A 23349-nucleotide genomic window follows, 5' to 3' on the forward strand; every position below is an offset into this window, starting at 1 on the left:
CTTAGCGGCTTCGCGTAAAAACTCTTTGTGCCCTCCGTGGGAAACAAATCAACTAAGAGCTTTTAAGTATTCCTTCACTGAGGCCCCCAAACCGACTTCGAGTGCGTAAGACATGAGTCTGTGGCCGATGGAGACTTCTTCCAAACCGGGGAGGCGAGAGAATAGAGGAAGATTAAAATGATCCAAATCGTGCCCTGCATTGATGCCGATCTTTTGAGCCTGTAGGAACTCCGCGGCTTTTCTGAAAGATTCGAAAGCTGATTTGCCTTCTTCCGGAGAATGATCGAAAGCGTGTGCAAAAGGACCTGTATAAAATTCTACACGATCCGCACCTGTTTCCTTCACTAATTTAAGATTCTCCAAATCCGTTTCCATAAATATGGAAACCCGGATACCTGCATTTTGGATCTTCCGGATATATGTTTTTAGTTCAGAAGAGTCCTTCTTCAGATCAAAACCGTGATCGGAAGTGATCTCTCCTGGAGTAACTGGAACTAACGTTGCCTGGTCGGGTTTTGCTTCCAGAACAAGATCTAAAAACCGGAGAGAAGGTTCCCCCTCCATATTATATTCTATCTTCTTCTTTTTATCCTGATTGTAGAGCGTGAGGAACTCCCTCAGGTCGAATACGTCCTTCTTCTTTATATGTCTTTCGTCTTCCCTGGGATGAACTGTGATTCCATGAGCGCCGGAATCCAAAATCAGTTTGGATAGATAGATCAGGTCCGGATGATTTCCACCTCTGGAATTTCTCAGAGTTGCAATTTTGTTTACATTTACGCTCAGATGGACCATAAACCTCGTATTCCGAATCCAATTCTTAGAAAATACAAATTAGCGGAAACTAGATTTCTGACTGCTTTTTCTGCTTGAATCGGAATAAGTGTCTTCCAGCATGGTCAATTCCGATGGCAACAGCTAAGAAAACGGCTAAGAAAAAAGCTGCACCGAAGTCCAAACCTCCGGTGAAAAAAAGTGCTCCTAAGAAAAAAACTCCTCCGGCAAAAAAGAAGGAAGTTGCTAGCACAAGCAAGCCTGCGGGGACTAAAAAGTCTTCTGCATCCAAATCTTCCCTCAATCCTCTGGGTAAAAAGTTTACCTGTCATACTTGTGGGACTAAGTTCTACGATCTAAACAAAGAAGTAAAAATCTGCCCTAAATGCGGAGCCGATCAAAGTAAACGTCCTCCTTCCAAATCTAGGACCCGCGCGGCCAGGGTGGAAGAAGAAGAGTTTCCAGAAGAAAACTTAGACTACGATGCCGAAGTAGGTTTCGAAGAAGAAGAAGGTATTGTGGAAGAACCTCTTGAAGAGGAAGAAGACGAGGAAGAGGAGGAGGAATAATTCCCCCTTTTCCTTCCATTCTGATCATCACCGCTCCCACTGGGGCCGGAAAAACGGCCTTGGTGAGAGAATTAGATCCTTCCCGTTTTGAAATTATCTCCTTCGATTCCAGACAGATCTATAAAGAGTTAAGTATCGGGACTGCGGCCCCAAGTTCCGAAGACTGCGAAAAAATCCCCCACCATCTGGTTTCATTTCTATCTCCTTCCGAATCCATAGACGCAGCTAAATTTGTGATAATGGCAGAAGAAGCCTTGGATGATATACATTCCAGAGGCAAAATCCCAGTTTTAACAGCCGGCACAGGGTTCTATTTGAATGCTTTTTTGTACGGAATGTTTCCTGTTCCGAAGATCAGTGATGAAATAAAACTGAAAGTGGAATCCTTAAGTATGGAAGAAAGGATCCAAGAACTCCAGAAGTTGGATCCTAAAGCTCTCCAAAAAATCTTTCCAAACGATAACTACAGATATGGAAGAGCCTTGGAAGTGAATTGGATGGGAACTCTTTGGTCCGAACTAAAAGTGGAAGAGGGGAGCGGCGCCCTAATTTCCAAAAATTTGAATATACTTGGGGCCTTCTTCTTAGATCTGGATCGAAAAGAATTGTATAAGCGGATCGATTCCAGGGCCCAAAAAATGATAGAATCCGGAATGGCTGAAGAAGCAAAAAGGGTCTCAGATAAATACGGCGAAGATTGTCCCGGTCTTCAGTCCTTAGGTTATAATTTCGCGCTTGAAAATATTAAAGGAACGTCCAATCTTGAGACATTCTTTGGGAATTTAAGCCAGTCCCATAGGAATTACGCCAAACGTCAGATTACTTGGTTTCGAAAGCAAAAGATATTGGAACCGATCCATCCGAATGAAGCGTATAAAAAGATAAAAAATATAAACGGATAAAAATCTATGTCTGCTAAAAATAATATACAGGACCAACTGCTCAATACGGCTAGAAAAGAAAAACTAGAATTGACCATCTATCTTCTAAACGGAGTTCCTTTAAAAGGGAAAGTGGTAAGTTTTGATAATTTTACTATAGTCCTTGAGCAGGAGAATAAGCAGAGTTTGGTGTACAAACACGCGATCTCCACGATCATTCCTTCCAAAGTAATTAAACTTTATACAGAAGAAGCAGCAAAAGAAGCTCCTTCCGCCTAAATGTTCCGAAAGATAGGCCGGGCACTTTTCATTCTATTTATATTAGCGGGGATCCTACTGGTATCCTATCCGCTTTTTTTTATAAAAGAAGGAGAAGCCCTGCTTGTCTGGGAACAAGATTCCAAGTTAGTTTCTTTTGTTCGTGGTCCGGGCTTTGCCTATGAACCGGCAGTGATCCAGTTCTGGGAAAAATCCGTTCGCAAGGAATCCTTAAACTCTTTGGCTTTAGAGCTGGAGATCCATCATGATCTTTCTTCCGGATTATTTTCAGAAAAATCGGAAGAAGGTAAGATCAGAGCAAAACTGGATCTATCCTTTCACTTAGAGGAAGAAGGATCCAAAAAGTTTTTTCTCTCCGGAGGAAAGACAGACCAAGGAAGAGCAAAATATCTCTCTAATATTTTCCAGTCCAAACTGAGGGCAGGGATAGAAGATGAGAAAAATATAAACTTAAACAAGGATTCTATCTCCGCTTTTCTAAGGAACGACATTGTGAGAATTCTCTCAAATGAACTTCCTTGGCTTAAGATAGAATCGGTTCGCATTATCAGTCTGGATATTCCGGATCCGATACTCATCGCGAATATTTTCCGTAATCCTAACTATATTTTGGCTAAAAAGTTAGAAAGAATAGAAGCCTTAAAAAAGGCGGAATCTTACTCTATACAAGAAGAAGCAAAACTTGCAATTTCCAAAAAGAAATGGGAACAATATAAGGATTTTCTAAAGAAGAATCCGGATATGAAAGAGTTCCTACTATACGATAATATCGGAGAGAATGTGGATATACTACTTCTTCCTTCCGATACCGTTTTTGGAGATCCTAAATCTTTGAGTAAGAAAAAGTCCGCCCCCAAACCCAAAGAGGTGGAATAAATGACACAAGACAAACCAGTCGTACTTATTATGGCGGGGGGAAAAGGAGAAAGATTCTGGCCAAGATCCAGAGTTTCCACTCCTAAACAACTCCAGAAAGTGTATTCTAAAAATACTCTTTTAAAAGAGACTTTGAATCGTGCTTATACGATTACAAGTCCTGATAGAGTGTTTATAGGAACAAACGCTACTTTAAAAAAAGCGATACTTGCTCAGGAAAGAAGTTTTCCAGAGAATAATTTTATCATCGAGCCTGAAGGAAAAAACACAGCACCAATCATAGCTCTTGCTTCTTTATATTTTAAGGAGAAGTTTGGTGATCCGGTCCAAGTTGTACTTTCTGCGGATGCATGGGTGAATTCAGACAAAGAATTTGCCAAGAGTATCCAAAAAGCTTTGAAAGAAGCTGACGAACATTTAGTTTTATTAGGAATCAAACCGAATCGTCCTGAAGTAGGTTACGGTTATATCGCTTCCGGAAAACCGACTAAACATGGATTCGAAGTAAAATCTTTCTTCGAAAAACCGGACGTAAAAACTGCGATCAAGTATATTAAAAAAGCAAACTTCTACTGGAACCCAGGGATCTTTCTTTGGAAGACAAGTTTGATCTTGGATGAGTTTGAAAAACATTCTCCTAAAATTTTAAAACCTCTTAAAGATAGATTTCCATTCAAGAAGATGGGAGATCTGGGAGAAGCATTCAAACTTCTTCCTTCCGAACCGGTTGATATTGCCATCATGGAAAAGAGTGCTCGTATCAGAATGGTAGAAGCAAGTTTCTCTTGGGACGATGTAGGCTCTTGGCTATCGTTGGAAAGAGTATTACCTGGAGATAACCAAGGCAATCGTCATATCGGTAAAGAAATTCTATTTTATAAATCCGGAAACAACGTCACTCAAACTAGAAAAGAATTCACTGCCTTACTTGGAGTACAGGATATCGTTGTAGTTGAAGAGGAAGATGTTCTTTTCATCGCTTCTAAAGAAGGAATAGGTGATATCAAGAATATGGTAGCCGAGATCCGTAAAAATAAAGGTTTACAAAAGTACACCGAATAATTTCCTGGCAGGTTAGGAACCTAACAGGAGAACCGAATGCCTTCCGGTAAAAAAAGAAAGCGAAGAAAGATCGCGACTCATAAGAGGAAGAAAAAGAGAAGACAGAATCGTCATAAGAAGAAAGGCAAATAAGATATCTTAATCTGAGGTCTTGAAAGACCGGGAATTCCAATCGAGGACCCGGTCTTTTTGCCTCACCTGCCTTGATCGGGAGCTCTCCCGAATCGAATTAGCAACCAGCAAAGCCTAAAGCAAAATCCGAAATTGGCCGATCATGTTGCTGTATGGCCTCCTTCCAGGACTATTCTCTTTTAAGACGTTGGTGGAAACCTGAGTTTCCTCCAGCCAAAGGATATACGAAATCCTACCAAGCTAAAACTCCGGATGGAGATATTCTCCAAGCCGACTTTCATTTTCATGATCGTAAGATCAGGCTTACATTGGAAGTCGCCGGAGAGAACGGCCGCATTTATGTTTCTACTATTCGGGATGGCTCCATCCTAAAAGAGACCGACCTAACCACAGGCAGATCTTATCCTCTTTATTCCAGATTCGCACCTTTTAGAGACTTATTATCTTCTCTTCCAGACAAGGACGCTCTACAGATTTTGGGTGGGGCGTACGGTGTTTCTCCAGAACCATTGGGAGGACCCGAGAGAAGGACTCCTAAACCTTGGGAAATTTCTACCAAGTACGATCATATTTTCGGAATAGATCGAAATCCTAGATCCTGGAAAAGATTTTTCCAAAGGGAGAAAAAAGAGCCCTTATGGACCAGGATCAAAAGAAGGATCTGGGGAGATTTACAGGACTATTCCTTAGGTCTTGTATCCGCTCTTGGGATCTGGTATGCGTACATGGATTTTTATTTGCTCGGATTTTCGCTCGCCGTTTTCGGTTTGCTTTTTGGCGGATTGGACTGGATACTGAGGAAACGCGATCCGCTTTTCTCGAAAGTTGTAATCTTTCTAGGTTCTGGATCGTATTTTTATTACTACGGATTCACCCGTTTCTAAAGGAGGGGGAATGTCCGCCGAAATTGAACACCAGTACATTCTATTCAGCTTGGGAGAGGAAGAATATGCTCTTCCAATCGTTCTTGTGGATGAGATCATCAAGATCCATAACCTAGTCAAGGTTCCCAGATCCAAAAACTACTTCGCAGGTATCATGGATATCCGTGGTAAAGTAGTGAAGATGGTGGACCTAGGTGTGAAGCTGAATATTCCCCATTCTCACGAGCAAGGTTATGACCGTGCGATTGTGGTAAAAATCGGTGGAGAATCTGTCGGTATCATAGTTGATAAGGTAGCTAACGTAGCGCTTTTTCCTCCGGAAACAATCAATCCTCCTCCTCCTTCTATCAAAGGAATTTCCTCCCGTTATATCACGGGTGTCGGTAAAAAGGACGACAGGTTCATCATCCTAATCGATATCGAAAAAATTCTAGGATCGGAAGAATTAGCGGAGTTGGGTGCCGGAGCAAAATGAAACAAACCCGCCTGATACTGGGCGTGATACTCCTAATCGTCTTTGGGTTAGGGGTAAACGTCCGAACCGAGGCGGATGAGCAGGACCAAAGACTAGATCCTGCAGGTATTTATAAACTTCCTCATGAGGTAATTCCTCCAGCGACTCTCCGAACATTAAAGGAGAACCTACTTAATTCTTCCGACACTGCATCCGATCCGATCACATCTATCCGTCAGGTTTTAGATCCGTACTATGCCCAGTTCGTTGATCCCAAAAGAACGGAAGAAGAAAGAAGGCTCGGTCGTATCTTCACAGAAAAAACCGATCGAAATACTCTTCGTTTATTGATCTTAAAGATGTTGGGGAAAATTACCCAAGGACAACAACTCCGTGATTCTCCTATTCTATTCGAACTACATTGGTTACTCAGCCAAGAATATTCTAAGAAGAAGCAGAACTTTAAGGCATTAGAAGAGGCCTTGGCTGCGCTCAGATACAGAGATTTTTCTCACACAGAAGAATCATTCTCTAAAGAAGAAAGACTGAGAGAATTATACGATTCAAACGAGGTTGATCGGGCCAGACAACATGCAAAGGTCAAAAAGGAATTAGAAAAAGCGAATACAGACCTGGAAAATGCTAAGGATAGAGTTCATCTTTTAGAAGCTTCTTCCGCAAGGGAGAAGGATCTGATCTTTGAATCTAATCCTCCTACGAATGCGCGCAAAGTTACTTCAAACGATATCAGTCTTGCAAAACAGAATGTAAAAAATGCGGATGATGCACTTAAAAAAGCAGCAAACACCTATAAAGATTCATTCGAGAATAATTATTATCCATTTTTCAAAAGAAAGTCCAGAGAAGACGCGGACACCGTTTTTACCTTAGCAAAATTCGTAAAAGATTCGGAGAATGAAAACAAGGAAAGGCTGAAAGTAGTGAATAAAACCTCTGTGAGCGGGCAGGGGATTTTCGTTCTATTCGATTATAAAAGAAATACGGACTTCTTCGCTTATGCTGCATTATTAGAGTTAGCATTTCGTTTAGATCCGGAACATTCCCAAGTAGTTTTAGCATTGGCAGAAGAGCTAAAGGCCTCTGGGAAAAAAGCAAAGTCTCTGGACTTCTTCTTAAAATTTTTAGCCCTTGCATTAAAAGAAAACAAAACTCCTGCAGAGATAGCTTATGTATATCGTGCGATTGCTTCTTTGCATACCGAGCTCAAACAATACGTTTTGGCCGCAGAGTTTTATGAAAAATATTATCTCTCCGAACCTGATCCAAAGAAAAAAGGGATTTATGCATTTGAACTTGGGAACTTTTTCGAAAGCAAACTAGGCAATTTAGAATCAGGCAAAAAATACTATGAAGACTGGTTACAAATTAGGGAACAGGAAAAAGCAACAGCAACCGATCTATCTTTTACGGATTCACAAGAAAGGATCAGGATGGAGGTAATTGCTTATTTAGGGATCTCTAAACTATATAGATATGAGAAAAAACCTCCTAAAGAAAAAGAAGAACTGATCAAATCAATCCAAGCTTATGATCGACTTAGAGAAAATTTAAGATTAGAAGAAGAGAAATATTCCCTGGGCAAAAAAGAATTATTGCAGATCAAAAAAGGTCTCTTGGAAAGAACAAACGACCAGGACATGGCCCAATATAGACTCAAAAGTTTGGAGATGGAAGAATCTAAAGAAAAAATGGATATTATTCGGACCAAGTTGGATACTTCTCCTGGGCCAAGAGCAATGCAAAGATTATCCGTATTATATGAATTCGAAAAGGATTATGGACAATCCAAGAAAATGAATGAAGAGATCCTAAAAGTGGGAAACCAGACTGAGATCAATCTTGCTTTGAAAAATATAGAAAGGATCAATAAAATTTTAGAAGATGGAATGCAGAGAGATCCTTATCCAAGGGATCCGCTTTCAGGCGATACTTATTGATTTAGAGTTTTTTTAGCCTTAGTATATTTTTCCACATCGTCCCCGGATTCTTTTTCTTCTTCTCTATCTTCCGGTTCTATTACTCTGAATTCTACTTGATCGATTACTTCTCCCTCATAGGAGACTTTGACTAAATATTTACCTGCGATCAGTTCTTTAAAACTTCCAGTGATACTGGTGCTGGAAAGTTCAGGTCTTTTACGTTTTACTTCTATTTCGTTAAAGCCTACTTGGAATCTACTCAGGCTCACGTAGATCTCCGCTTCCGGGTTCGGTACTCTGGAAAATTTATAGAGATATACGAGTGTTTTGTTTGTGGGGAAGATCAGTTTTTCTCTGGTAAGGGTAAATTCCTGGACGGTAGTGAATTTTTTCTCTAACAAACTTTGTTTGGTCTCATCTACCAAAGCCCAGCCGAATTCTCCGCTCATTCCTAAACAGGAAACAGAAAAGAAGGAGTATAATAAAATTATAAAATAGGAAAATCGGATATTCATTCCTTGATTCATTCTCCCTTTTCTACAACTCTTCCCTTATCGGAAATGTCTTTTTCCCTGGAAGAATATTCTCGATCAGGATATACAACTCTGAAACCGGAACCTTCGTTTCTCTCGGGAAACATGAGTCTTTGTAAAAAACGATACGTTAAATATGCGAATAATATAATTAAAAGGAGTTTCATCTCTTTAGTCTGGTTCGGTTTCGAATGGACCCTTTAAGTCTATACTTACCGGAAAAGTGATTCCGGCAACCCGATTTCCAAAAAAGGGAGTTGCGGGCTTGGGTAATGGTATTACCTTTTAGGAATTAACGGGAATACCCGAATGTGAGCCACTTGCCCCCTGGATATAGTCCAGGCGGGCATTTTTCTAAATGTTGCTTCAAGGTTCGATGATCGGAGAAATCCCGGTCAGAAGGAATAAGTTGGATCAGATAAATCCGGATTCGCTATATATATAATTTTTTAAGTTCTTATTCTCTTCTTCCGTTTTTGCGATTTTGGCTTTTACAGCATCTCCTATGGAGATGATCCCTACCAATCTGTTCCCGTCCAGAATTGGCATGTGCCGGATCCTTTTTTTTAGCATAATAGAAAGAACTTCATCCACTTGGTCATTCGGTTGCATAGTAGTCAATGTGGTGGACATTAGATCTGCCACTGTCTTATCGAATACTGCTTCCCGATCTGTGGAGGCGAAATGAAGTAAATCCCTTTCTGTAAATATACCGGCCAGTTTCCCTTCTTTAAGCACTATCACGGAACCTATATCATACTTGGTCATAAATCGGATCGCTTCCCAAACGGTGGTACTGGGTTCCACCGAGAGGATCTTTCGGTCCTTTTTTTCCAAGATATCTTTTACCAGCATGGCTACCTCTAGGCCCAAAGTGTAGTTTTTAGGGAGCTTCGATTCAAGGACTTTTTTTGGAAAAAAGAGGTCGGAACTATGACATGGTTTTGGTTCTTTTAGTCGAATGAGCGGAAAAATGAGGACTAAAATTGGAAAAAAACATTAAAATAGGACCGTATTTGAGTTATGAAAATTCAGTGATTTATTCCTGGATTCTAAAATGCTAAAATAGATCAAAGGAGAAGTTTTGAAAATTTTGCGGAAACAATTATATTCCTAAAAAAGGATTTCCCAATTCACTCCTAACGTGGGAGCATAACGGAAGAGCCGCAGTTTTTACCACCTCAGGAATATGTTAATATCGAACATGAGTTCTTCTTCAGAACAACCGAATATTCTAATCGTCGAAGACGAATGGCTTCTATCTTTCAACCTCCAAAAGACTCTCCAAAATTTAGGTTATAAGGTTGCAGGAGTCGCTGCAAACGGTCAGGACGCTCAATCTATTTTTAAGGAAACGGATCCTGACTTGGTCCTAATGGATATCTCTATCGAGGGGGATATGGACGGGATCCAAACTGCACAACATATCCAAAGGATCAAAGACGTTCCGATCGTTTTTATGACTGCATATACGGACGACTCCACATTCATGAGAGCGATGGATGCTGCTTCTACTTATGCTTATATAACTAAACCATTTCAGAACCATCAACTTAAGTCTTCGATTGAGATTGCTCTTCGCCAGCAAAAACGTTTGGGAATCGTTAAGGAAAGTGGCAAAGAATTTAAGAATGTGATCCAAAGTATTTCGGAAGGTGCAGTCTCTTTGGACGGCGAAGGAAATATTATATTCCTAAATCATTCTGCAGAAGAGCTTACAGGTTGGAGCCTGGAAGAGGCTCTTGGGAAACCGGGAGATGTAGTCCTTTCTTTTATCCAAACCCAAATCGGTTCAGGGGAACATCCCGATAATCTAGGCCATAATCTAAGATATATTCCCGCAGTACTTGTAAGAAAGGATGATAGAAAGATCAGAGTTGGGTTCAGAGTTTCTCCGATCCGGGACGAGGCAAATCGGATCGTAGGAAGTATCGTAACCTTCTCCGAATTGGACCTTCTATCCGTATCCGAAAAAAGGATCTCAGAAATGGAAAAGGTGATCCAATCCGAAAAAAGATTGGAGTCTATCCAGAAATTGGCAGCAGGTATTGCTCACGAGATAAATAATCCTCTTATGGGTGTGATCAATTATGGGAATATCATCCGTAATAAAAAAGAACTTCCTGCAGACATTCGGAACTATGCAAGAGTGATCATAGAACAAGGCGAAAGGATTTCCGGTATTATCCGAAATTTGATCTTATTCTCCCGTTCTGATAATGAAGAAGCTGCTTGGTGCAAACTGGATGATATTTTGGCCGGAGTGGAAGGGATTATCTCCGAATTATTAAAATCCAAAAACCTGGAAATTGCTAAGAATATTCCTTCCGATCTGCCGGATGTATTCTTAAAGCAGAATCAAATTAAAGAAGTATTATATTATCTTTTGTATTTTTATGCGGATGGAGTTGGTTCCGATCTAAAAGGAAGTACGATCCATTTTAGTGCAGGGTTGGACGATACTAAATCGGATTCTGAAAAGTATCTAGTGATTCGCTTATCAGGAACCTTAAACGGAGAACTGGATCCGGAGAATGCATTCCAACCTTTTGAAAGGATACAATCAGATGACTCCAGGATAGGGATGGGGCTTTCCGTTTGTTATGGGATCATTCAATCCAATCATGGAAAACTGGATGTCCAAAAGTCAAGCTCCGGTACCGATTTCCATATCCGCCTTCCAGTCCAAACAAAATAAAGATCCAGCTTTAAGCCTAGTCCAAAGCTTTGGATTTCTCGCCGAAAATCGATGGAAATTTTGGGCTTCGCCCCAAAACTAGTCACCAGATCGATAAAACCAATAGGTATAACTGGAATGTTAGATAAAATCAAGAGCGCATTAGGTGCGGAAGCGGATTCTCTCTTAAATCATGTCTCTAAAACCATCCCCAAGGAAACCCTGACCATCCCTGGCCCGAATTACGTTGACGAAATTTTTTCTAAGACCGACAGAAACAACTCTGTTCTTAAGAATTTCCAATCCATCTACAATACTGGACGTCTTGCTGGAACTGGATATCTTTCCATTCTTCCTGTTGACCAAGGGATTGAGCATAGCGCGGGTGCTTCTTTCGCTAAAAACCCTGCTTATTTCGATCCTGAAAATATCGTAAAACTCGCTATCGAAGGCGGATGTAACGCAGTTGCTTCCACTCTTGGAGTTTTAGGATTAGTATCTCGTCAGTACGCTCACAAAATTCCTTTTGTAGTTAAGATCAATCATAACGAACTTCTAAGCTATCCGAACAAATTCGACCAGATCCTCTTTGCAAATGTAGAGCAGGCATTCGATATGGGAGCTGCTGCTGTAGGAGCTACAATCTATTTCGGTTCCGACGAAAGTTCCAGACAGATACAAGAGATCTCAGAAGCTTTCCACAGAGCTCATGAACTAGGACTCGTAACTATCCTTTGGGCTTATCTCAGAAACGATAATTTCAAAAACGATAAAGCAGATTATCATATCGCTACCGACCTTACCGGACAAGCAAACCATTTGGCTGCTACTATCCAAGCGGATATCGTAAAACAAAAATTACCTGAAACCAACTTAGGTGGATTCAGAGATCTGAAATTCGGTAAAAAAGATGATAAGATGTATACTGATCTTTCTTCCGAGCATCCGATCGATATGGCGAGATACCAAGTAGCAAACTGTTATATGGGTAAAATTGGTCTGATCAACTCAGGTGGACCTTCCGGTTCTAATGATTTGGGTGACGCAGTAAAAGCTGCAGTTATCAACAAAAGAGCTGGTGGAATGGGACTTATCTCCGGAAGAAAAGCATTCCAAAAGCCTATGAAAGACGGAGTTGCATTGTTAAACGCGATCCAAGACGTATATTTGTCAAAGGACGTAACAATCGCATAAGAGCCTCTGGCTCTTGACGCTCGCGTAAGCGGACTTCAAACATAGATCATTTTTCCGGTACAAAAAAACAAAATCGGAAAAATTCGAGGGGGAAAGCGGATTCACGTAAGTGAACGCTTTCCTTTTTTTATTTGCACATATATTATAATAAAGAGGCTCTTATGGAGATCAAAAAAGGTTTTGCAGATGCGATCGGGAATACTCCTCTCATCCGTTTGAATTATTATTCTAACCTAACAGGTTGTGAAATTTTAGGAAAGGCTGAATTCTTAAATCCTGGAGGTTCCGTTAAGGACAGGGCTGCGTTATTTATCATTGAAGAGGCGGAGAAGAAGGGACTCTTAAAACCGGGTGGCACAGTAGTCGAAGGCACTGCTGGAAATACAGGGATCGGTCTTGTGCATATCTGCAATGCGAAAGGGTATAAATGTTTGATCGTGATCCCTGATACACAATCCAAAGAAAAAATAGATCTTCTTAGAACACTTGGTGCAGAAGTAAGAACAGTTCCTGCAGTTCCTTATAAAGATCCTGGAAACTATGTAAAAGTTTCCGCTCGTATTGCGGAAGAAACTCCAAATTCTATTTGGGCAAATCAATTCGACAATGTGGCAAATCGTTTGGCGCATTATCATACCACAGGACCGGAGATCTGGAGACAAACAGAAGGTAAGGTTGACGCTTGGCTCGCATCTTTAGGAACTGGTGGAACATTCAGCGGGACCGCTATGTTCTTAAAAGAAAAAAATCCTAAGATCAAAACGATTGCTGCAGAACCTTATGGATCAGCAATTTATAATTTCGTAAAGAAAGGAGAACTTAGCGCAGAAGGAAATTCTTTCACGGAAGGAATAGGTAACGGAAGAATTACCGAAAACATGAAAGATGCACCGTTCGACGATGCGATCCGAGTCACAGACGCAGAATGTTTAGAGTATATTTATACACTTCTCCGCAAAGACGGATTGTTTGTAGGTGGATCTAGCGGGATCAATGTGGGAGCTGCCGTAAAACTTGCCAAAGAGTTAGGACCAGGACATACCATAGTCACAATTCTGGCAGACAGTGGGGCAAGATACCAGTCCAGGTTATATGACCAGGACTGGTTGAAATCGAAAGGATATTCTATTCCGGAAGTTTAGAAGGTACTTACATATCTCAGGTCGGTGCGGTATTCCCAAAGATTACTCGCGCCACCTGCAGCGATAGGCATATAATTACTTTTAAAATTGAATCCTTCTTTCACTGCTTCTCCGGAAGGAGTTTGGATAATATTATGAGTGGCCCATTTCTGGCCTAAGAAGTAACTCTGAGCTAACTGAATTAAATATAAACCAACACCCATATAAAGTCCCGTTCTGCTATAGGTCTCGTATTGGCTTTCTTTGCTTTTGAATGAGTTATATTCTGAAATACTGTCCGATTGCTGTTTAGTTACTAAAACAGAAGCACCAGTAATACCTGAACCTTGGATCTGTGCATAAGTAACTGGATCTTCGAATAAAATTTTACTCAGACGATTCTCAGCTTTATTATGCTGCTCCGTTGCAGCTTGGCTTCCTCCGATCGCAACAACGATAGAAAGACCGATAGCTATCTGATAGGCTCTCGCATAATTATCATGTTTCATTGTGGAAAGTCCCCAACCTGGTAGGATTGCGGATTTCCAAACAGGCTCCCAAGGGTTTCTGTTTGCGGAAATATATTCTTCCCAACTAGAATCTTGTTCGTCTATATACTTCTCAATCAATGCTAGACGCTTTTGGACCGCCTTATAGCTGTTCTCCTTGATCATTTGTTCCAGGAGAATAGTGTCCAATTGTTCTTCTTTTTCAGGTTTTTTGCCGTCTTTGTTCAGTTTCTTTTTTTCAGTGTCGAATAATTTTGCAAGTTCCGCCTCATCCTTAATATCTTTGAAGATGATCTTTAAGATTTGGGACTTAGCTAAGGTCTGTCTTTTGGTTTCTTTCAGAATTGTAACAGTGTCTGTAGATTGATCGATTACAGTTCCGTAGGTTTTTTCACCGTTTTTTAAAAGGATCGTTTCTGCCGAAAGCTGGCCGAATGCGATCGTAAGGAGGATAACGGATGCTGATAAGGACTTTGGTCCTGATAGAATTAAGCGGAGATTTTTCATTCGAATTCCTATTCGGTCTTTTGAACTTTTCTCCCTTTGTCACCTTCGTAAGGCCGCCGAGTCAACGTAAAAACTTGACTTCTGTTTTTGAATTCAGGGATTTTTCCTTGCCTTGAAAACTAATTTTGGAGATAAAATAGGTATGATGAAATTTCGAACTCTGATCTTGGTTTTTGCCTTTAGTTATCTCTGTTCGATCGCGACTTCGGTTTTGGGAGTTTCTCCCGAACCTCCTAAGGATACCAAAAGCCAAGAAGGTTTGCCGAAAAAAGAAAAACCTTCTAAGACCCAAGGTTGCTGCCGGATCAAGTACGAGGGGGGAGGGATAGATTATTTCCCTTCTACCGAGGAAGAATGTGTGGCCAAGTCAGGCTTCCAAAGTTTCGAAAAAAATTCGGCTCTATGCTTTCAGTCCCTCTGGGATTAGGATTTTACTTTTTCTCTAAGTCCTCTTCCGATTCGAATTCCTCGGCTTCCTTTTCCGATTTTTTTGAAGAATCTCTCCATTCGGGAATTTCAAAAGAAATAGAAGTGGTAATTGCGTAATCATAAAGACGGATTTCGGGATCTCGTATCAATGGAAGACGGCCTGCAATCGTTAAATAAGTACCTTTCGTAAGAGTATAATTAAAACCTAAACTAGCTTCCTTGAACGCCTTAGGGAATTTTTTTTGGGTTTCTGAATTTTCTTCCAAAAGACTACCGCCACCTATCACGTTCACATAAGGAGTTCTGTATAATAATCCGCCGAAAACGCTAAAGTCTTTGGACCAAAAATAAGTAACGTAGGCAAACCATTGAGTGATCTTTTGGATCTCAGGAGGTTTCTCTGTGTTTTGGGTTGTAGAACTTTGTGCCCAATAGGGAAGTCCCGACTGAGTATCCAAATTTGCATGATCCTTTGAAAGAGGAAAGATCCCGGAACCTCTGACTACAAATAGGAACTGTTTCCAAGTGGCACCTAAGGTAAGATTCGCGATCCCTGAATAATAATCTCCACCCGCAAATTTATCAGTATCTGCACCGGATGGAAAACCAAGTCTACCTTCTAAAATAATGAAGAACGGCCAGCCTGTATCGATCAACGGATTCCATTTTGCTCCTACGAATGCCTTACCGTAACGAGCAGCATCACTCCTATCCTTCTGCTCATAATAAGTCCAAGGAGCACTGAAGTTTGCAGCGAATTTACCACCGGCAAAATTGAACTCACCGAACACAGTAGTCGTATGAAGATTAGAATTATCTATTGTTCCTTTTTGAAAATCTTGGGTGATCAAAAAATAATCGGATGGTTTCTCTCTTTTGCCCGTAAAAGGATCCACGAATCTGGTAGAAGAGATCATATTCTGACCTTCTCCCGCATGATGGGCAAAAATTTCCCCGCCTAAAAAGAGAAAGATTAAAAATGCAAAAAGCCTTATTAAAATCAAAAGAGTTCGTTTTTGGAATATTAGAAACATGAATATAATACCAAGACCTGGCCGCTTGTTTCCAGGTTCTCCCGGATTTCGGAGTAAAGAGTTGTGTTTTGAAAATCGTTGATTGTGATCTCGGAACCTGAGAGTGCAAAGATCCCATCCAGAATAGAAAAAGAAGAGCCTGCTCTTTGTGAGAGTAGTCCGTCCGTTCTAAATCCAATCGAGAATGGAATATTCTTTTTATAAGGGATCTCTAGATCGCAGGAAGCTTCTACTTGGAAGTCTGCTTCTCTTAATTCTACATGGACTGTTTTTGTAGTAGATCCATTAAAGATTTGGAATGTAAGAAGAAGGTCTGAAAATTCCCCATAAATATGTTGCAAGGTTCCATAAGGTACTGCCGGAAAAGGGGATAAACTTTGTCTTTTTACAGGACCGGTTAAGGAAGTAAAATCGGAGATAGAAATATCTCCCGGAGAAAAACTTCCTTTTATCCCGTATTTTTTGGAATAGGAACCTGTTCCTGGTGTAGGAGTTTCCGAACCACCCGAATGGAATACGTGAACCTTGCCATCTGCAGAAGAAGAGGAAACTGAAAAAGAATTTTCAGGTGCCTTAAATAGCATGGAAATGCTTTCAAGAACAACTTCGTTCTCCGTGAGTTCTATCTGATAAGTCGAACTTCCGTTCAATGTAAAAGAACCTATATCAGAATCTCCTTGGTCATCCGAGTAGTATAACCAGGGAGAAATGATCGCTCTTCTTTCATCCATGATACGGAATAATTCCTGAAGTTCAGTGGACCTTTCTTCCGTGGAGTTTCCTAAAGTCCCATGGGCACATGCCTGGAAGGATACTAGGAATAATAAGATATATTCGAATTTTATTTTATTCTTCATCGTAGTTATCTAAAATATCAGAAAGGATCCTGAAACTTGGGATTGGTTGTAAATTCCGTGTCCGTTAGGCTTTTTAAGAATTCCACCAGATCCTGTTTTTCGGATTCACTTAAGGAAAAACTTCTTACAAAAACGTCTCTGTTTGGATTTGTAGTGCCGTTTCCAGTTCCGCCGTTTACATAATGATTAACAACGGATAATAGATCAGGAATGGAGCCGTCATGCATATAAGGCGCAGTGAGTTCTACGTTACGTAAAGAAGGTGCTCTGAACTTACCACGATCCGATTCTTGAAAAGTAAATTCATATAATCCGCCATTCGGACTTACGAAGCTGGAAGAATCCAAACCGTTATTATGAAAGGTGATTTCTTCGAATACTGTTCCTGTGTGCAGAACCGTATCCGTAAAATTGAAACCACCATGGCAATGGAAACATTCCGCTCTTTCTCCAAAGAATAAATTTTTACCTCGGATCGCAGAAGCGCTCAGGGCAGAAAGGTCTCCGGCTTGGTATCTATCATATGCGGAATTCCCGGAGATAAGAGTCCTTTGGAAACTTGCAAGAGCTGATACAATATTCGATAAATTGAATGGATTAGAGTGGCTAGGGTAGGCCTCTTTAAATAGTTCCTGGTATTGAGGATCGTTTTTTAGCCGATCGAATAATACATCCTCTTTATCCTTCATTCCAAGTTCTATCGGGTCTTCGCCGAATAAAGGGACTAAGGCTTGTTGTTCTAAGGTTTTTAAAAGTGGGTTTGCCCAGGTCTGACGTACATTATACGCTACATTCGATAAATGTTGTGCATTTCTGGGATGATTACTTCCTGTAGATCCTATCGAAACCGTTCTGCCGTCCGTGAATGCTGTCGCCGGATTATGGCAACTACTACAGGATTGTGTTTCGTTTTCCGAAAGTCTAGGATCAAAAAACAAAAATCTCCCTAAGTCTACCTTCTCGACCGTGATAGGGTTTTCGGAAGGGATCTTAGGCATGGGAAAACCCGCCGGTAAATCGAATTGATAAGGAGTTCCCTCTACAAAATTTTGAGGTATCGCTAAAAACGCTAAACTTTCTAAAGAAGAGCTTTTTTGTTTTTGATCCAGTATGTTTTCACAGGAAAAAAATCCGAATGAAATAAAAAGGATATAGAATAAGAATTTCATAATACTTTTCCGAGGCCTTCCGCATCTATACGGATTAGGGAGACCTCGATTCCTGTACTTTTTATTTTGCAACTATTGAGAATACGGACTGGGTTCCGGACGGTTGTCCTGTCGCGTAATCTAAGCCGATATTTGCAAAAGGGACCGGGCAATTCGTATCACTGATCGAGTTCCCTTGATTGGAATGGCATTCGATAGTATTATTCGAATTTGCAGCAACACTTTCCGCCGCAGTTCCGATATCCCAACCGGCTACCAATGTTTTAAGATCGAATCTAACTGCATGTATAGAAGGATTAAAACCGCCGGTAGGTAATAACTCGATGAAAGGTCGATTGGAAATATTACATCCATAAGGACTTCCCATATTACAGCCGGAAGAACCGAAATGTACTGCTGCTTTCCAAAAACTAGTCTCAGATTGTGAATTCACGACGGTGGCATTAAATTCAAATCTGCCGAAAATGTAACCAGTGCTCCACATCCAAGCTAGTCCGGAAATATTCAAAGGACTTGGAGCTGTAACCGGATTTAAATGGTTCAGAACTTCCGGAACTCCCAAATAAAATCTAATCCCTTTATATGTTTTATTTTCAATAGATGTTTTGATTATAGTATTAGTTGCAGCGGTTCCGCTACAATCTCCGGTATCGTTTTCGAAATCCAGAAGGGTAACTCCGGAAGCCTGCCAAACTCCATCATCCGGTACATTCACCTCGATAGTATTTGAATCTTGATCAATCAATTCTAGGTTAGATACATAAAATCTAAGATCCTGTAATGTAATGGGCATTGCTCCGGCAACATGCATGATGTTTACATTCGATTGAGAATTCATTTTTCCGAAAGACATTACGGATGCGTGTCCATGTCCGTCGATATTACTTCCACATTTTGCGTCACTATCCCCAACAACTGCTTTGAATTGTATTCCTGGGACTGCAGTTTGGCTCATTAATGCCAAAAGAGCCATATTTGGGCTGGAAGATCCGTCGCACCCTATAAGAATGAACGAAGAGACCGCGATTACGGCGTTATATAATAATTTCATAATATTCTCCTGAGGAAAGTATCACACTTTCCGATTTTTCGTATAATAGTCCGGCTAAAGTAGGCTATTGAAGCCTGGGATGGACTATAAGCGAGAGGACATTATTATCCTCTGCTTCCTCGTTCGAGGTTTGGAAAATGTTTAGGAGAATCGAGGGGGTCTTTCTAGATCGAAAGATACAAGCACACCAAAACCTTCTTGAATGCGGCTTAGAAGTTCTGAGCCAATGGTTTCAGGAGCGATGTTTTCTAATTTGGAATAAGTGAAAAATTGAGTGCAGATGGTCCCGCTTAAGTAGGAAGCCTTGTCTTTTGCTTTTTTACAGGCGCATTTATGTGCTTCTCCCGACTTAGCAGAATGACAGTCGGGTAGGGAAGAAGGTTTTGAATTAGAATGATCTTCTCCCGAATCGGCAAGTTTGGAAGAGAATCTTGAATCTTCAGAGTCCGAATGTTTTTCTTTTTGGCTTCCGTGATTACAATGACAAAGTTTGATCTCTCCCGCGAGCATTCCGCAGAACCATCCGCTTCCGAATACCAAACTTTGGAATAGGAAACATTGGGTCAGAATGATTGAGATCGTTTTCATTGTAGGGAGATTTTCAGCCGATTCAGAACGGTTTTGAGTCCTTCGCTGGTTTTGATTTCCACCGGGACACCTTTGGACTTTAATTCCGCCAAAAGTTTTAAGATACGATTCAGAATGAGAGAAGGGATCGCGACCACGCTCTCTAAATCCAGCTCCACGATGTTTGGCTGGATTTCTTGGATCTTCTGCAGGATTAGGCCGATTTCTTCCGTTTCAACAGAACATACGTTCCGCACAAAAACGACTCTAAACCGTTTTTTTTCCGCGTATACATGTGTCTCTGTAAACTGGATTGCAGAAGAAGTCATGGCTTTGGACCAAATTTTCTACTTTGAAACCCTAAGGGAAACAAAAAAAGGTCCTCCGAATTGATTTGTATCACTGTATCGGTTACATACTTCTTCTATATTGGCCGCCCACTTCGTAAAGAGAATGGGTCATTTGTCCCAAAGAACAAATCTTTCCGGCTTCTACCAAGGCCTCAAATCCGTTCTCCCCGGAGAGGCAAGCTGCTTGTAAATTTTTCAAAGCTTCGGAGGAATCTTCTCGGTTCCTGAATTGGAACGCCTCAAGTTCGGCGATCTGTGCTTTTTTCTCATCCTCTGTGGAGCGGATCACTTCTTCTGGAAGAATTGTAGGAGATCCATCTTTACCTAGGAAGGTGTTCACTCCAATTACCGGGATCTCTCCGGTATGTTTTCTGTGTTCGTATTCCAGAGATTCTTCTTGGATCTTGTTTCTTTGATACATTCTTTCCATTGCACCAAGAACTCCTCCTCTTTCGGAGATACGTCTGAACTCGGATAAGATCGCTTCTTCTACCAGATCGGAAAGATCATCTATAATGAAGGAACCTTGCAGAGGATTTTCATTATTGGCTAGTCCCAATTCCCTATTGATGATGAGCTGGATTGCCATCGCTCTTCTGACGGATTCTTCCGTAGGAGTTGTAATCGCTTCATCATATGCATTCGTATGTAAACTATTACAATTATCATAGATTGCATATAACGCTTGTAAGGTGGTTCTGATATCGTTGAATGCGATTTCTTGTGCATGTAAAGAACGACCGGAAGTCTGGATATGGTATTTCAACATTTGAGAACGTTCAGATCCGCTGTACTTATACTTCATACTTTTTGCCCAGATCTTACGAGCTACTCTTCCAATCACTGCATATTCCGGATCAATCCCATTCGAGAAGAAGAAAGAAAGGTTAGGAGCGAAATCGTCAATCTTCATCCCGCGTGAAAGATAATATTCTACAAATGTAAATCCGTTTGCAAGAGTGAATGCAACCTGAGTAATCGGATTCGCTCCCGCTTCTGCAATATGATATCCTGAAATGGAAACGGAATAAAAATTGCGGACCTTATTCCAGATAAAATATTCCTGGATATCTCCCATCAATTTCAAAGCGAATTCAGTGGAGAAGATACAAGTGTTTTGTGCCTGATCTTCTTTTAGGATATCCGCCTGAACAGTTCCGCGAACGGAAGAAAGAGTTTCCTTTTTTATCTTTTCATAAACTTCTTTAGGAAGGATCTTATCTCCGGTAGTTCCTAAAAGAAGAAGGCCCAGGCCGTCGTTTCCTTGAGGGATCTCACCTTTATAATGTGGAACCGGAACTCCTTTTTTAGAATAGATCTCTGCAAGTTTGGATTTTGCTTCTTCAACTTTTCCTTCTGAACGAATGTATTTTTCGCAGGTTTGGTCAATTGCCGTATTCAAGAAGAAGGATAGAAGCATCGGCGCCGGTCCGTTGATCGTCATGGACACGGAAGTGCTAGGGCTACAAAGATCAAAACCAGAATAGAGTTTTTTAGCATCGTCTAAAGTAGCAATACTCACTCCGGAATTTCCGATCTTACCATAAATATCAGGACGAAGTCCAGGATCTTCTCCATATAGAGTTACAGAATCAAATGCGGTGCTCAAACGATGAGCCGGCATTCCATGACTCACATAGTGGAATCTAGCATTTGTTCTTTCCGGTCCGCCTTCTCCCGCGAACATACGAGTAGGATCTTCTCCCGTCCTTTTAAAAGGAAATACTCCGGCAGCATATGGGAATTCTCCCGGGAAATTCTCGGTATAAGACCATTTTACGATCTCACCCCAGTTGCGGAATTTAGGAACTGAGACTTTCGGAATATTCAGATTACTTAAAGATTTAGTAAAATTCTCTACTTTGATCTCTTTGTCTCTGACTTTATAAGTGAAAAACTCTCCCGAATATTTTTCTAATTTAGAATCCCATTCTTTTAGGATCTTTTTTGTATCCGGATGAAGTCCTTCTTCCCTTTTGGAATATTCTTCCTCCAGGTCGGAGACGTTTTTGCCTCTTTCTTTTAATACGTCTATCGTACCTTTGATCCTATATAAAACTTCTGCGGTTTCGGATTCCTTTTTAACGAAGTTTGCGTATTTCTCACATTCTTCCGCTATTTCAGCTAAGTATCTTTGCCTGTCTGGAGGAATGATATGGATCTTTTGGCTGGTTTCAGAGCTGGAAGAAAAATTGGATTTCCAATCCAGATTGAATTTTTTATTCAAAGAATCGATAAGTGCAACGTATAGATTATTCGTTCCAGGATCATTGAATTGAGATGCAATTGTTCCGAAGACCGGCATCTTTTCCGGACCTTGATCGAATAATTTTCTGGATCTTTGGAATTGTTTTTGGACATCCCTGATCGCATCTAATGCTCCTCTTTTATCACATTTATTAACTGCGATCAGATCGGCATAATCGATCATATCAATTTTTTCTAATTGGGTAGCTGCACCGAACTCAGGAGTCATTACATAAAGAGAAAGATCGGAGACTTCAGTAATTTCAGAATCACTTTGGCCGATCCCTGCCGTCTCTACGATCACCAAGTCGAATTCGGAACTTCTGAGAACGTCCAAACTTTTTTTAACATTTCGGTTTAGTGCGATATTTGCTTCTCTAGTTGCAAAAGATCTCATATACACTCTTGGATGAGAGATAGAGTTCATACGTATCCTATCTCCTAAGAGTGCCCCTCCCGTTTTTCTTTTGGAAGGATCTACCGATATAATTGCGATCGTTTTGTCTTCGAAATCGTGGATAAATCTTCTTACAAGTTCGTCTGTAAGAGAGGATTTTCCGGCTCCTCCAGTTCCAGTGATCCCTAAGATCGGAATTGTTTTTTTAGAAATCGGAAAATCCAATTTTCCAGGATCTATCTTCTTAGGATCATTTTCAGAAGATTCTACTAATGAGATAGATTCCGCGATTGCGATCGGGTTTTTTTTACGGATCTCTGAAAATAGGTTCCCATTAAATCTGTGAGGAGGAATAAAATCAGATTTTTCTAATAGATCGTTGATCATTCCCTGTAAACCCAAGGAACGTCCATCGTCCGGAGAATAAATTTTAGAAACTCCATAAGCTTCTAACTCTTGTATCTCTGAAGGAAGAATTGTTCCTCCGCCTCCGCCGAATACCTTGATATGAGAACTTCCTTTTTCTTTCAAAAGGTCTATCATATATTTGAAATATTCTACGTGACCACCTTGGTAGCTAGTAACCGCAATTCCTTGCACGTCTTCCTGGATGGCACAATCTACGATTTCTTGGACCGATCTATTATGGCCGAGGTGAACTACTTCTGCCCCGGAAGATTGGAGTATTCTTCTCATGATATTGATAGAAGCATCGTGCCCGTCAAAAAGTGAGGCAGCAGTCACAAATTTTAATTTATTATGAGGTGTATAAATTTCAGGTTCCATTATATTCTCCTAATGTTCGGACTTTGGTAAATTTTAACCGAACTTTGTTTGTTTTGTCGTTTGGAGAACG

24 protein-coding genes are annotated in these 23349 nt (G+C 40.7%); 12 read left to right on the forward strand and 12 right to left on the reverse strand.

Annotation, left to right across the window (positions count from 1 at the left end; translation table 11 throughout):
* Positions 1–48 precede the first annotated feature (48 nt).
* Complete coding sequence (locus tag EHO65_RS17260) at positions 49–795, reverse strand: pyridoxine 5'-phosphate synthase (RefSeq protein WP_135775793.1); 747 nt, start codon at positions 793–795, stop codon at positions 49–51.
* 113 nt (positions 796–908) lie between these two features.
* On the opposite strand from EHO65_RS17260, the gene EHO65_RS17265 reads away from it, so the two are divergent.
* From EHO65_RS17265 to EHO65_RS17300, 8 genes are all read left to right on the forward strand, one after another.
* Positions 909–1343, forward strand: a complete 435-nt coding sequence (locus EHO65_RS17265) for a TIGR02300 family protein (RefSeq protein WP_135775794.1) — start codon at positions 909–911, stop codon at positions 1341–1343.
* A gap of 20 nt (positions 1344–1363) precedes the next feature.
* Positions 1364–2245 carry a tRNA (adenosine(37)-N6)-dimethylallyltransferase MiaA gene (miaA, locus tag EHO65_RS17270; RefSeq protein WP_167482058.1) on the forward strand — a complete coding sequence of 294 codons (882 nt, stop codon included), beginning with the start codon at positions 1364–1366 and terminating at the stop codon, positions 2243–2245.
* Positions 2246–2251: 6 nt separating this feature from the next.
* Complete coding sequence (gene hfq, locus EHO65_RS17275; RefSeq protein ID WP_008592014.1) at positions 2252–2503, forward strand: RNA chaperone Hfq; 252 nt, start codon at positions 2252–2254, stop codon at positions 2501–2503.
* Positions 2504–3379: a hypothetical protein gene (locus EHO65_RS17280; RefSeq protein ID WP_135775796.1), complete on the forward strand. Its 876-nt coding sequence runs from the start codon at positions 2504–2506 to the stop codon at positions 3377–3379.
* Positions 3380–4441, forward strand: coding sequence for a mannose-1-phosphate guanylyltransferase (locus EHO65_RS17285; protein WP_100707728.1), 1062 nt, complete (start codon positions 3380–3382; stop codon positions 4439–4441).
* Positions 4442–4725: 284 nt separating this feature from the next.
* Positions 4726–5457 carry a hypothetical protein gene (locus EHO65_RS17290; protein WP_135775797.1) on the forward strand — a complete coding sequence of 244 codons (732 nt, stop codon included), beginning with the start codon at positions 4726–4728 and terminating at the stop codon, positions 5455–5457.
* Positions 5458–5467: 10 nt separating this feature from the next.
* Positions 5468–5932 carry a chemotaxis protein CheW gene (locus tag EHO65_RS17295; RefSeq protein WP_008591961.1) on the forward strand — a complete coding sequence of 155 codons (465 nt, stop codon included), beginning with the start codon at positions 5468–5470 and terminating at the stop codon, positions 5930–5932.
* Positions 5929–7869: a hypothetical protein gene (locus tag EHO65_RS17300; protein ID WP_135775798.1), complete on the forward strand. Its 1941-nt coding sequence runs from the start codon at positions 5929–5931 to the stop codon at positions 7867–7869. Before EHO65_RS17295 ends, EHO65_RS17300 begins: the two co-directional genes overlap by 4 nt.
* On the opposite strand, the gene EHO65_RS17305 is transcribed toward EHO65_RS17300, so the two are convergent.
* The 3 genes from EHO65_RS17305 to EHO65_RS17310 form a co-directional block, all read right to left on the reverse strand.
* Positions 7863–8378, reverse strand: coding sequence for an LIC_12238 family plasminogen-binding lipoprotein (locus EHO65_RS17305; RefSeq protein WP_135775799.1), 516 nt, complete (start codon positions 8376–8378; stop codon positions 7863–7865). The genes EHO65_RS17300 and EHO65_RS17305 overlap by 7 nt on opposite strands.
* Positions 8375–8551 (reverse strand): hypothetical protein, encoded by a 177-nt coding sequence (locus EHO65_RS19960; RefSeq protein WP_167482054.1) that lies wholly within the window; start codon positions 8549–8551, stop codon positions 8375–8377. The genes EHO65_RS17305 and EHO65_RS19960 overlap by 4 nt, the downstream gene beginning before the upstream one ends.
* Positions 8552–8798: 247 nt before the next feature.
* Positions 8799–9239, reverse strand: coding sequence for a CBS domain-containing protein (locus EHO65_RS17310; RefSeq protein ID WP_100724550.1), 441 nt, complete (start codon positions 9237–9239; stop codon positions 8799–8801).
* A 349-nt stretch (positions 9240–9588) separates the two neighbouring features.
* On the opposite strand from EHO65_RS17310, the gene EHO65_RS17315 reads away from it, so the two are divergent.
* From EHO65_RS17315 to EHO65_RS17325, 3 genes are all read left to right on the forward strand, one after another.
* A complete protein-coding gene (locus tag EHO65_RS17315) occupies positions 9589–11082 on the forward strand; it encodes an ATP-binding response regulator (RefSeq protein WP_135775952.1) in 1494 nt (497 codons plus the stop codon).
* 117 nt (positions 11083–11199) lie between these two features.
* On the forward strand, positions 11200–12255 hold the full coding sequence (locus EHO65_RS17320) for a class I fructose-bisphosphate aldolase (RefSeq protein ID WP_135775800.1): 1056 nt from the start codon (positions 11200–11202) through the stop codon (positions 12253–12255).
* 161 nt (positions 12256–12416) lie between these two features.
* On the forward strand, positions 12417–13397 hold the full coding sequence (locus EHO65_RS17325) for a cysteine synthase A (protein ID WP_135775801.1): 981 nt from the start codon (positions 12417–12419) through the stop codon (positions 13395–13397).
* On the opposite strand, the gene EHO65_RS17330 is transcribed toward EHO65_RS17325, so the two are convergent.
* Complete coding sequence (locus tag EHO65_RS17330) at positions 13394–14392, reverse strand: LA_0442/LA_0875 N-terminal domain-containing protein (RefSeq protein ID WP_135775802.1); 999 nt, start codon at positions 14390–14392, stop codon at positions 13394–13396. The genes EHO65_RS17325 and EHO65_RS17330 overlap by 4 nt on opposite strands.
* A gap of 142 nt (positions 14393–14534) precedes the next feature.
* Between EHO65_RS17330 and EHO65_RS17335 the strand changes: the two genes are divergently transcribed.
* Positions 14535–14819, forward strand: a complete 285-nt coding sequence (locus EHO65_RS17335) for an LIC_11321 family protein (RefSeq protein ID WP_135775803.1) — start codon at positions 14535–14537, stop codon at positions 14817–14819.
* A 4-nt stretch (positions 14820–14823) separates the two neighbouring features.
* Here the strand turns inward: EHO65_RS17335 and EHO65_RS17340 are convergent, their stop codons facing one another.
* The 7 genes from EHO65_RS17340 to EHO65_RS17370 all read right to left on the reverse strand — a co-directional run bounded on the left by EHO65_RS17340 (position 14824) and on the right by EHO65_RS17370 (position 23279).
* Positions 14824–15855: an LIC11086 family outer membrane transporter gene (locus tag EHO65_RS17340; RefSeq protein ID WP_135775804.1), complete on the reverse strand. Its 1032-nt coding sequence runs from the start codon at positions 15853–15855 to the stop codon at positions 14824–14826.
* Positions 15846–16712, reverse strand: a complete 867-nt coding sequence (locus EHO65_RS17345) for a hypothetical protein (protein ID WP_135775805.1) — start codon at positions 16710–16712, stop codon at positions 15846–15848. Before EHO65_RS17345 ends, EHO65_RS17340 begins: the two co-directional genes overlap by 10 nt.
* A gap of 17 nt (positions 16713–16729) precedes the next feature.
* The gene (locus EHO65_RS17350; protein WP_135775806.1) at positions 16730–17881 is read right to left on the reverse strand and encodes a methanobactin export MATE transporter MbnM; all 1152 of its coding nucleotides are present in this window, start codon (positions 17879–17881) and stop codon (positions 16730–16732) included.
* A 61-nt stretch (positions 17882–17942) separates the two neighbouring features.
* On the reverse strand, positions 17943–18932 hold the full coding sequence (locus EHO65_RS17355) for an MbnP family copper-binding protein (protein ID WP_135775807.1): 990 nt from the start codon (positions 18930–18932) through the stop codon (positions 17943–17945).
* A 141-nt stretch (positions 18933–19073) separates the two neighbouring features.
* On the reverse strand, positions 19074–19520 hold the full coding sequence (locus EHO65_RS17360) for an LIC_11090 family protein (RefSeq protein WP_135775808.1): 447 nt from the start codon (positions 19518–19520) through the stop codon (positions 19074–19076).
* Complete coding sequence (locus EHO65_RS17365; protein ID WP_135775809.1) at positions 19517–19828, reverse strand: hypothetical protein; 312 nt, start codon at positions 19826–19828, stop codon at positions 19517–19519. The genes EHO65_RS17360 and EHO65_RS17365 overlap by 4 nt, the downstream gene beginning before the upstream one ends.
* Positions 19829–19910: 82 nt before the next feature.
* The gene (locus EHO65_RS17370; RefSeq protein ID WP_135775810.1) at positions 19911–23279 is read right to left on the reverse strand and encodes a methylmalonyl-CoA mutase family protein; all 3369 of its coding nucleotides are present in this window, start codon (positions 23277–23279) and stop codon (positions 19911–19913) included.
* Between the last annotated feature and the right edge of the window lie 70 nt (positions 23280–23349).

This window comes from Leptospira andrefontaineae (genome assembly GCF_004770105.1).
Classification (GTDB): Bacteria; Spirochaetota; Leptospiria; order Leptospirales; family Leptospiraceae; genus Leptospira_B; species Leptospira_B andrefontaineae.

What these genes read in the sequence shown, in the direction of transcription:
- EHO65_RS17360 (WP_135775808.1), bottom strand. Translation starts at nt 19,520, where the DNA reads ATGAAAACGATCTCAATCATTCTGACCCAATGTTTCCTATTCCAAAGT.
- EHO65_RS17345 (WP_135775805.1), bottom strand. Translation starts at nt 16,712, where the DNA reads ATGAAGAATAAAATAAAATTCGAATATATCTTATTATTCCTAGTATCC.
- hfq (WP_008592014.1), top strand. Translation starts at nt 2,252, where the DNA reads ATGTCTGCTAAAAATAATATACAGGACCAACTGCTCAATACGGCTAGA.
- EHO65_RS17315 (WP_135775952.1), top strand. Translation starts at nt 9,589, where the DNA reads ATGAGTTCTTCTTCAGAACAACCGAATATTCTAATCGTCGAAGACGAA.
- EHO65_RS19960 (WP_167482054.1), bottom strand. Translation starts at nt 8,551, where the DNA reads ATGAAACTCCTTTTAATTATATTATTCGCATATTTAACGTATCGTTTT.
- EHO65_RS17300 (WP_135775798.1), top strand. Translation starts at nt 5,929, where the DNA reads ATGAAACAAACCCGCCTGATACTGGGCGTGATACTCCTAATCGTCTTT.
- EHO65_RS17295 (WP_008591961.1), top strand. Translation starts at nt 5,468, where the DNA reads ATGTCCGCCGAAATTGAACACCAGTACATTCTATTCAGCTTGGGAGAG.
- EHO65_RS17280 (WP_135775796.1), top strand. Translation starts at nt 2,504, where the DNA reads ATGTTCCGAAAGATAGGCCGGGCACTTTTCATTCTATTTATATTAGCG.
- EHO65_RS17350 (WP_135775806.1), bottom strand. Translation starts at nt 17,881, where the DNA reads ATGAAATTCTTATTCTATATCCTTTTTATTTCATTCGGATTTTTTTCC.
- EHO65_RS17305 (WP_135775799.1), bottom strand. Translation starts at nt 8,378, where the DNA reads ATGAATCAAGGAATGAATATCCGATTTTCCTATTTTATAATTTTATTA.
- EHO65_RS17265 (WP_135775794.1), top strand. Translation starts at nt 909, where the DNA reads ATGGCAACAGCTAAGAAAACGGCTAAGAAAAAAGCTGCACCGAAGTCC.
- EHO65_RS17335 (WP_135775803.1), top strand. Translation starts at nt 14,535, where the DNA reads ATGATGAAATTTCGAACTCTGATCTTGGTTTTTGCCTTTAGTTATCTC.
- EHO65_RS17355 (WP_135775807.1), bottom strand. Translation starts at nt 18,932, where the DNA reads ATGAAATTATTATATAACGCCGTAATCGCGGTCTCTTCGTTCATTCTT.
- EHO65_RS17320 (WP_135775800.1), top strand. Translation starts at nt 11,200, where the DNA reads ATGTTAGATAAAATCAAGAGCGCATTAGGTGCGGAAGCGGATTCTCTC.
- EHO65_RS17365 (WP_135775809.1), bottom strand. Translation starts at nt 19,828, where the DNA reads ATGACTTCTTCTGCAATCCAGTTTACAGAGACACATGTATACGCGGAA.
- EHO65_RS17340 (WP_135775804.1), bottom strand. Translation starts at nt 15,855, where the DNA reads ATGTTTCTAATATTCCAAAAACGAACTCTTTTGATTTTAATAAGGCTT.
- EHO65_RS17330 (WP_135775802.1), bottom strand. Translation starts at nt 14,392, where the DNA reads ATGAAAAATCTCCGCTTAATTCTATCAGGACCAAAGTCCTTATCAGCA.
- EHO65_RS17290 (WP_135775797.1), top strand. Translation starts at nt 4,726, where the DNA reads ATGGCCTCCTTCCAGGACTATTCTCTTTTAAGACGTTGGTGGAAACCT.
- EHO65_RS17260 (WP_135775793.1), bottom strand. Translation starts at nt 795, where the DNA reads ATGGTCCATCTGAGCGTAAATGTAAACAAAATTGCAACTCTGAGAAAT.
- EHO65_RS17310 (WP_100724550.1), bottom strand. Translation starts at nt 9,239, where the DNA reads ATGCTGGTAAAAGATATCTTGGAAAAAAAGGACCGAAAGATCCTCTCG.
- EHO65_RS17285 (WP_100707728.1), top strand. Translation starts at nt 3,380, where the DNA reads ATGACACAAGACAAACCAGTCGTACTTATTATGGCGGGGGGAAAAGGA.
- EHO65_RS17325 (WP_135775801.1), top strand. Translation starts at nt 12,417, where the DNA reads ATGGAGATCAAAAAAGGTTTTGCAGATGCGATCGGGAATACTCCTCTC.
- EHO65_RS17370 (WP_135775810.1), bottom strand. Translation starts at nt 23,279, where the DNA reads ATGGAACCTGAAATTTATACACCTCATAATAAATTAAAATTTGTGACT.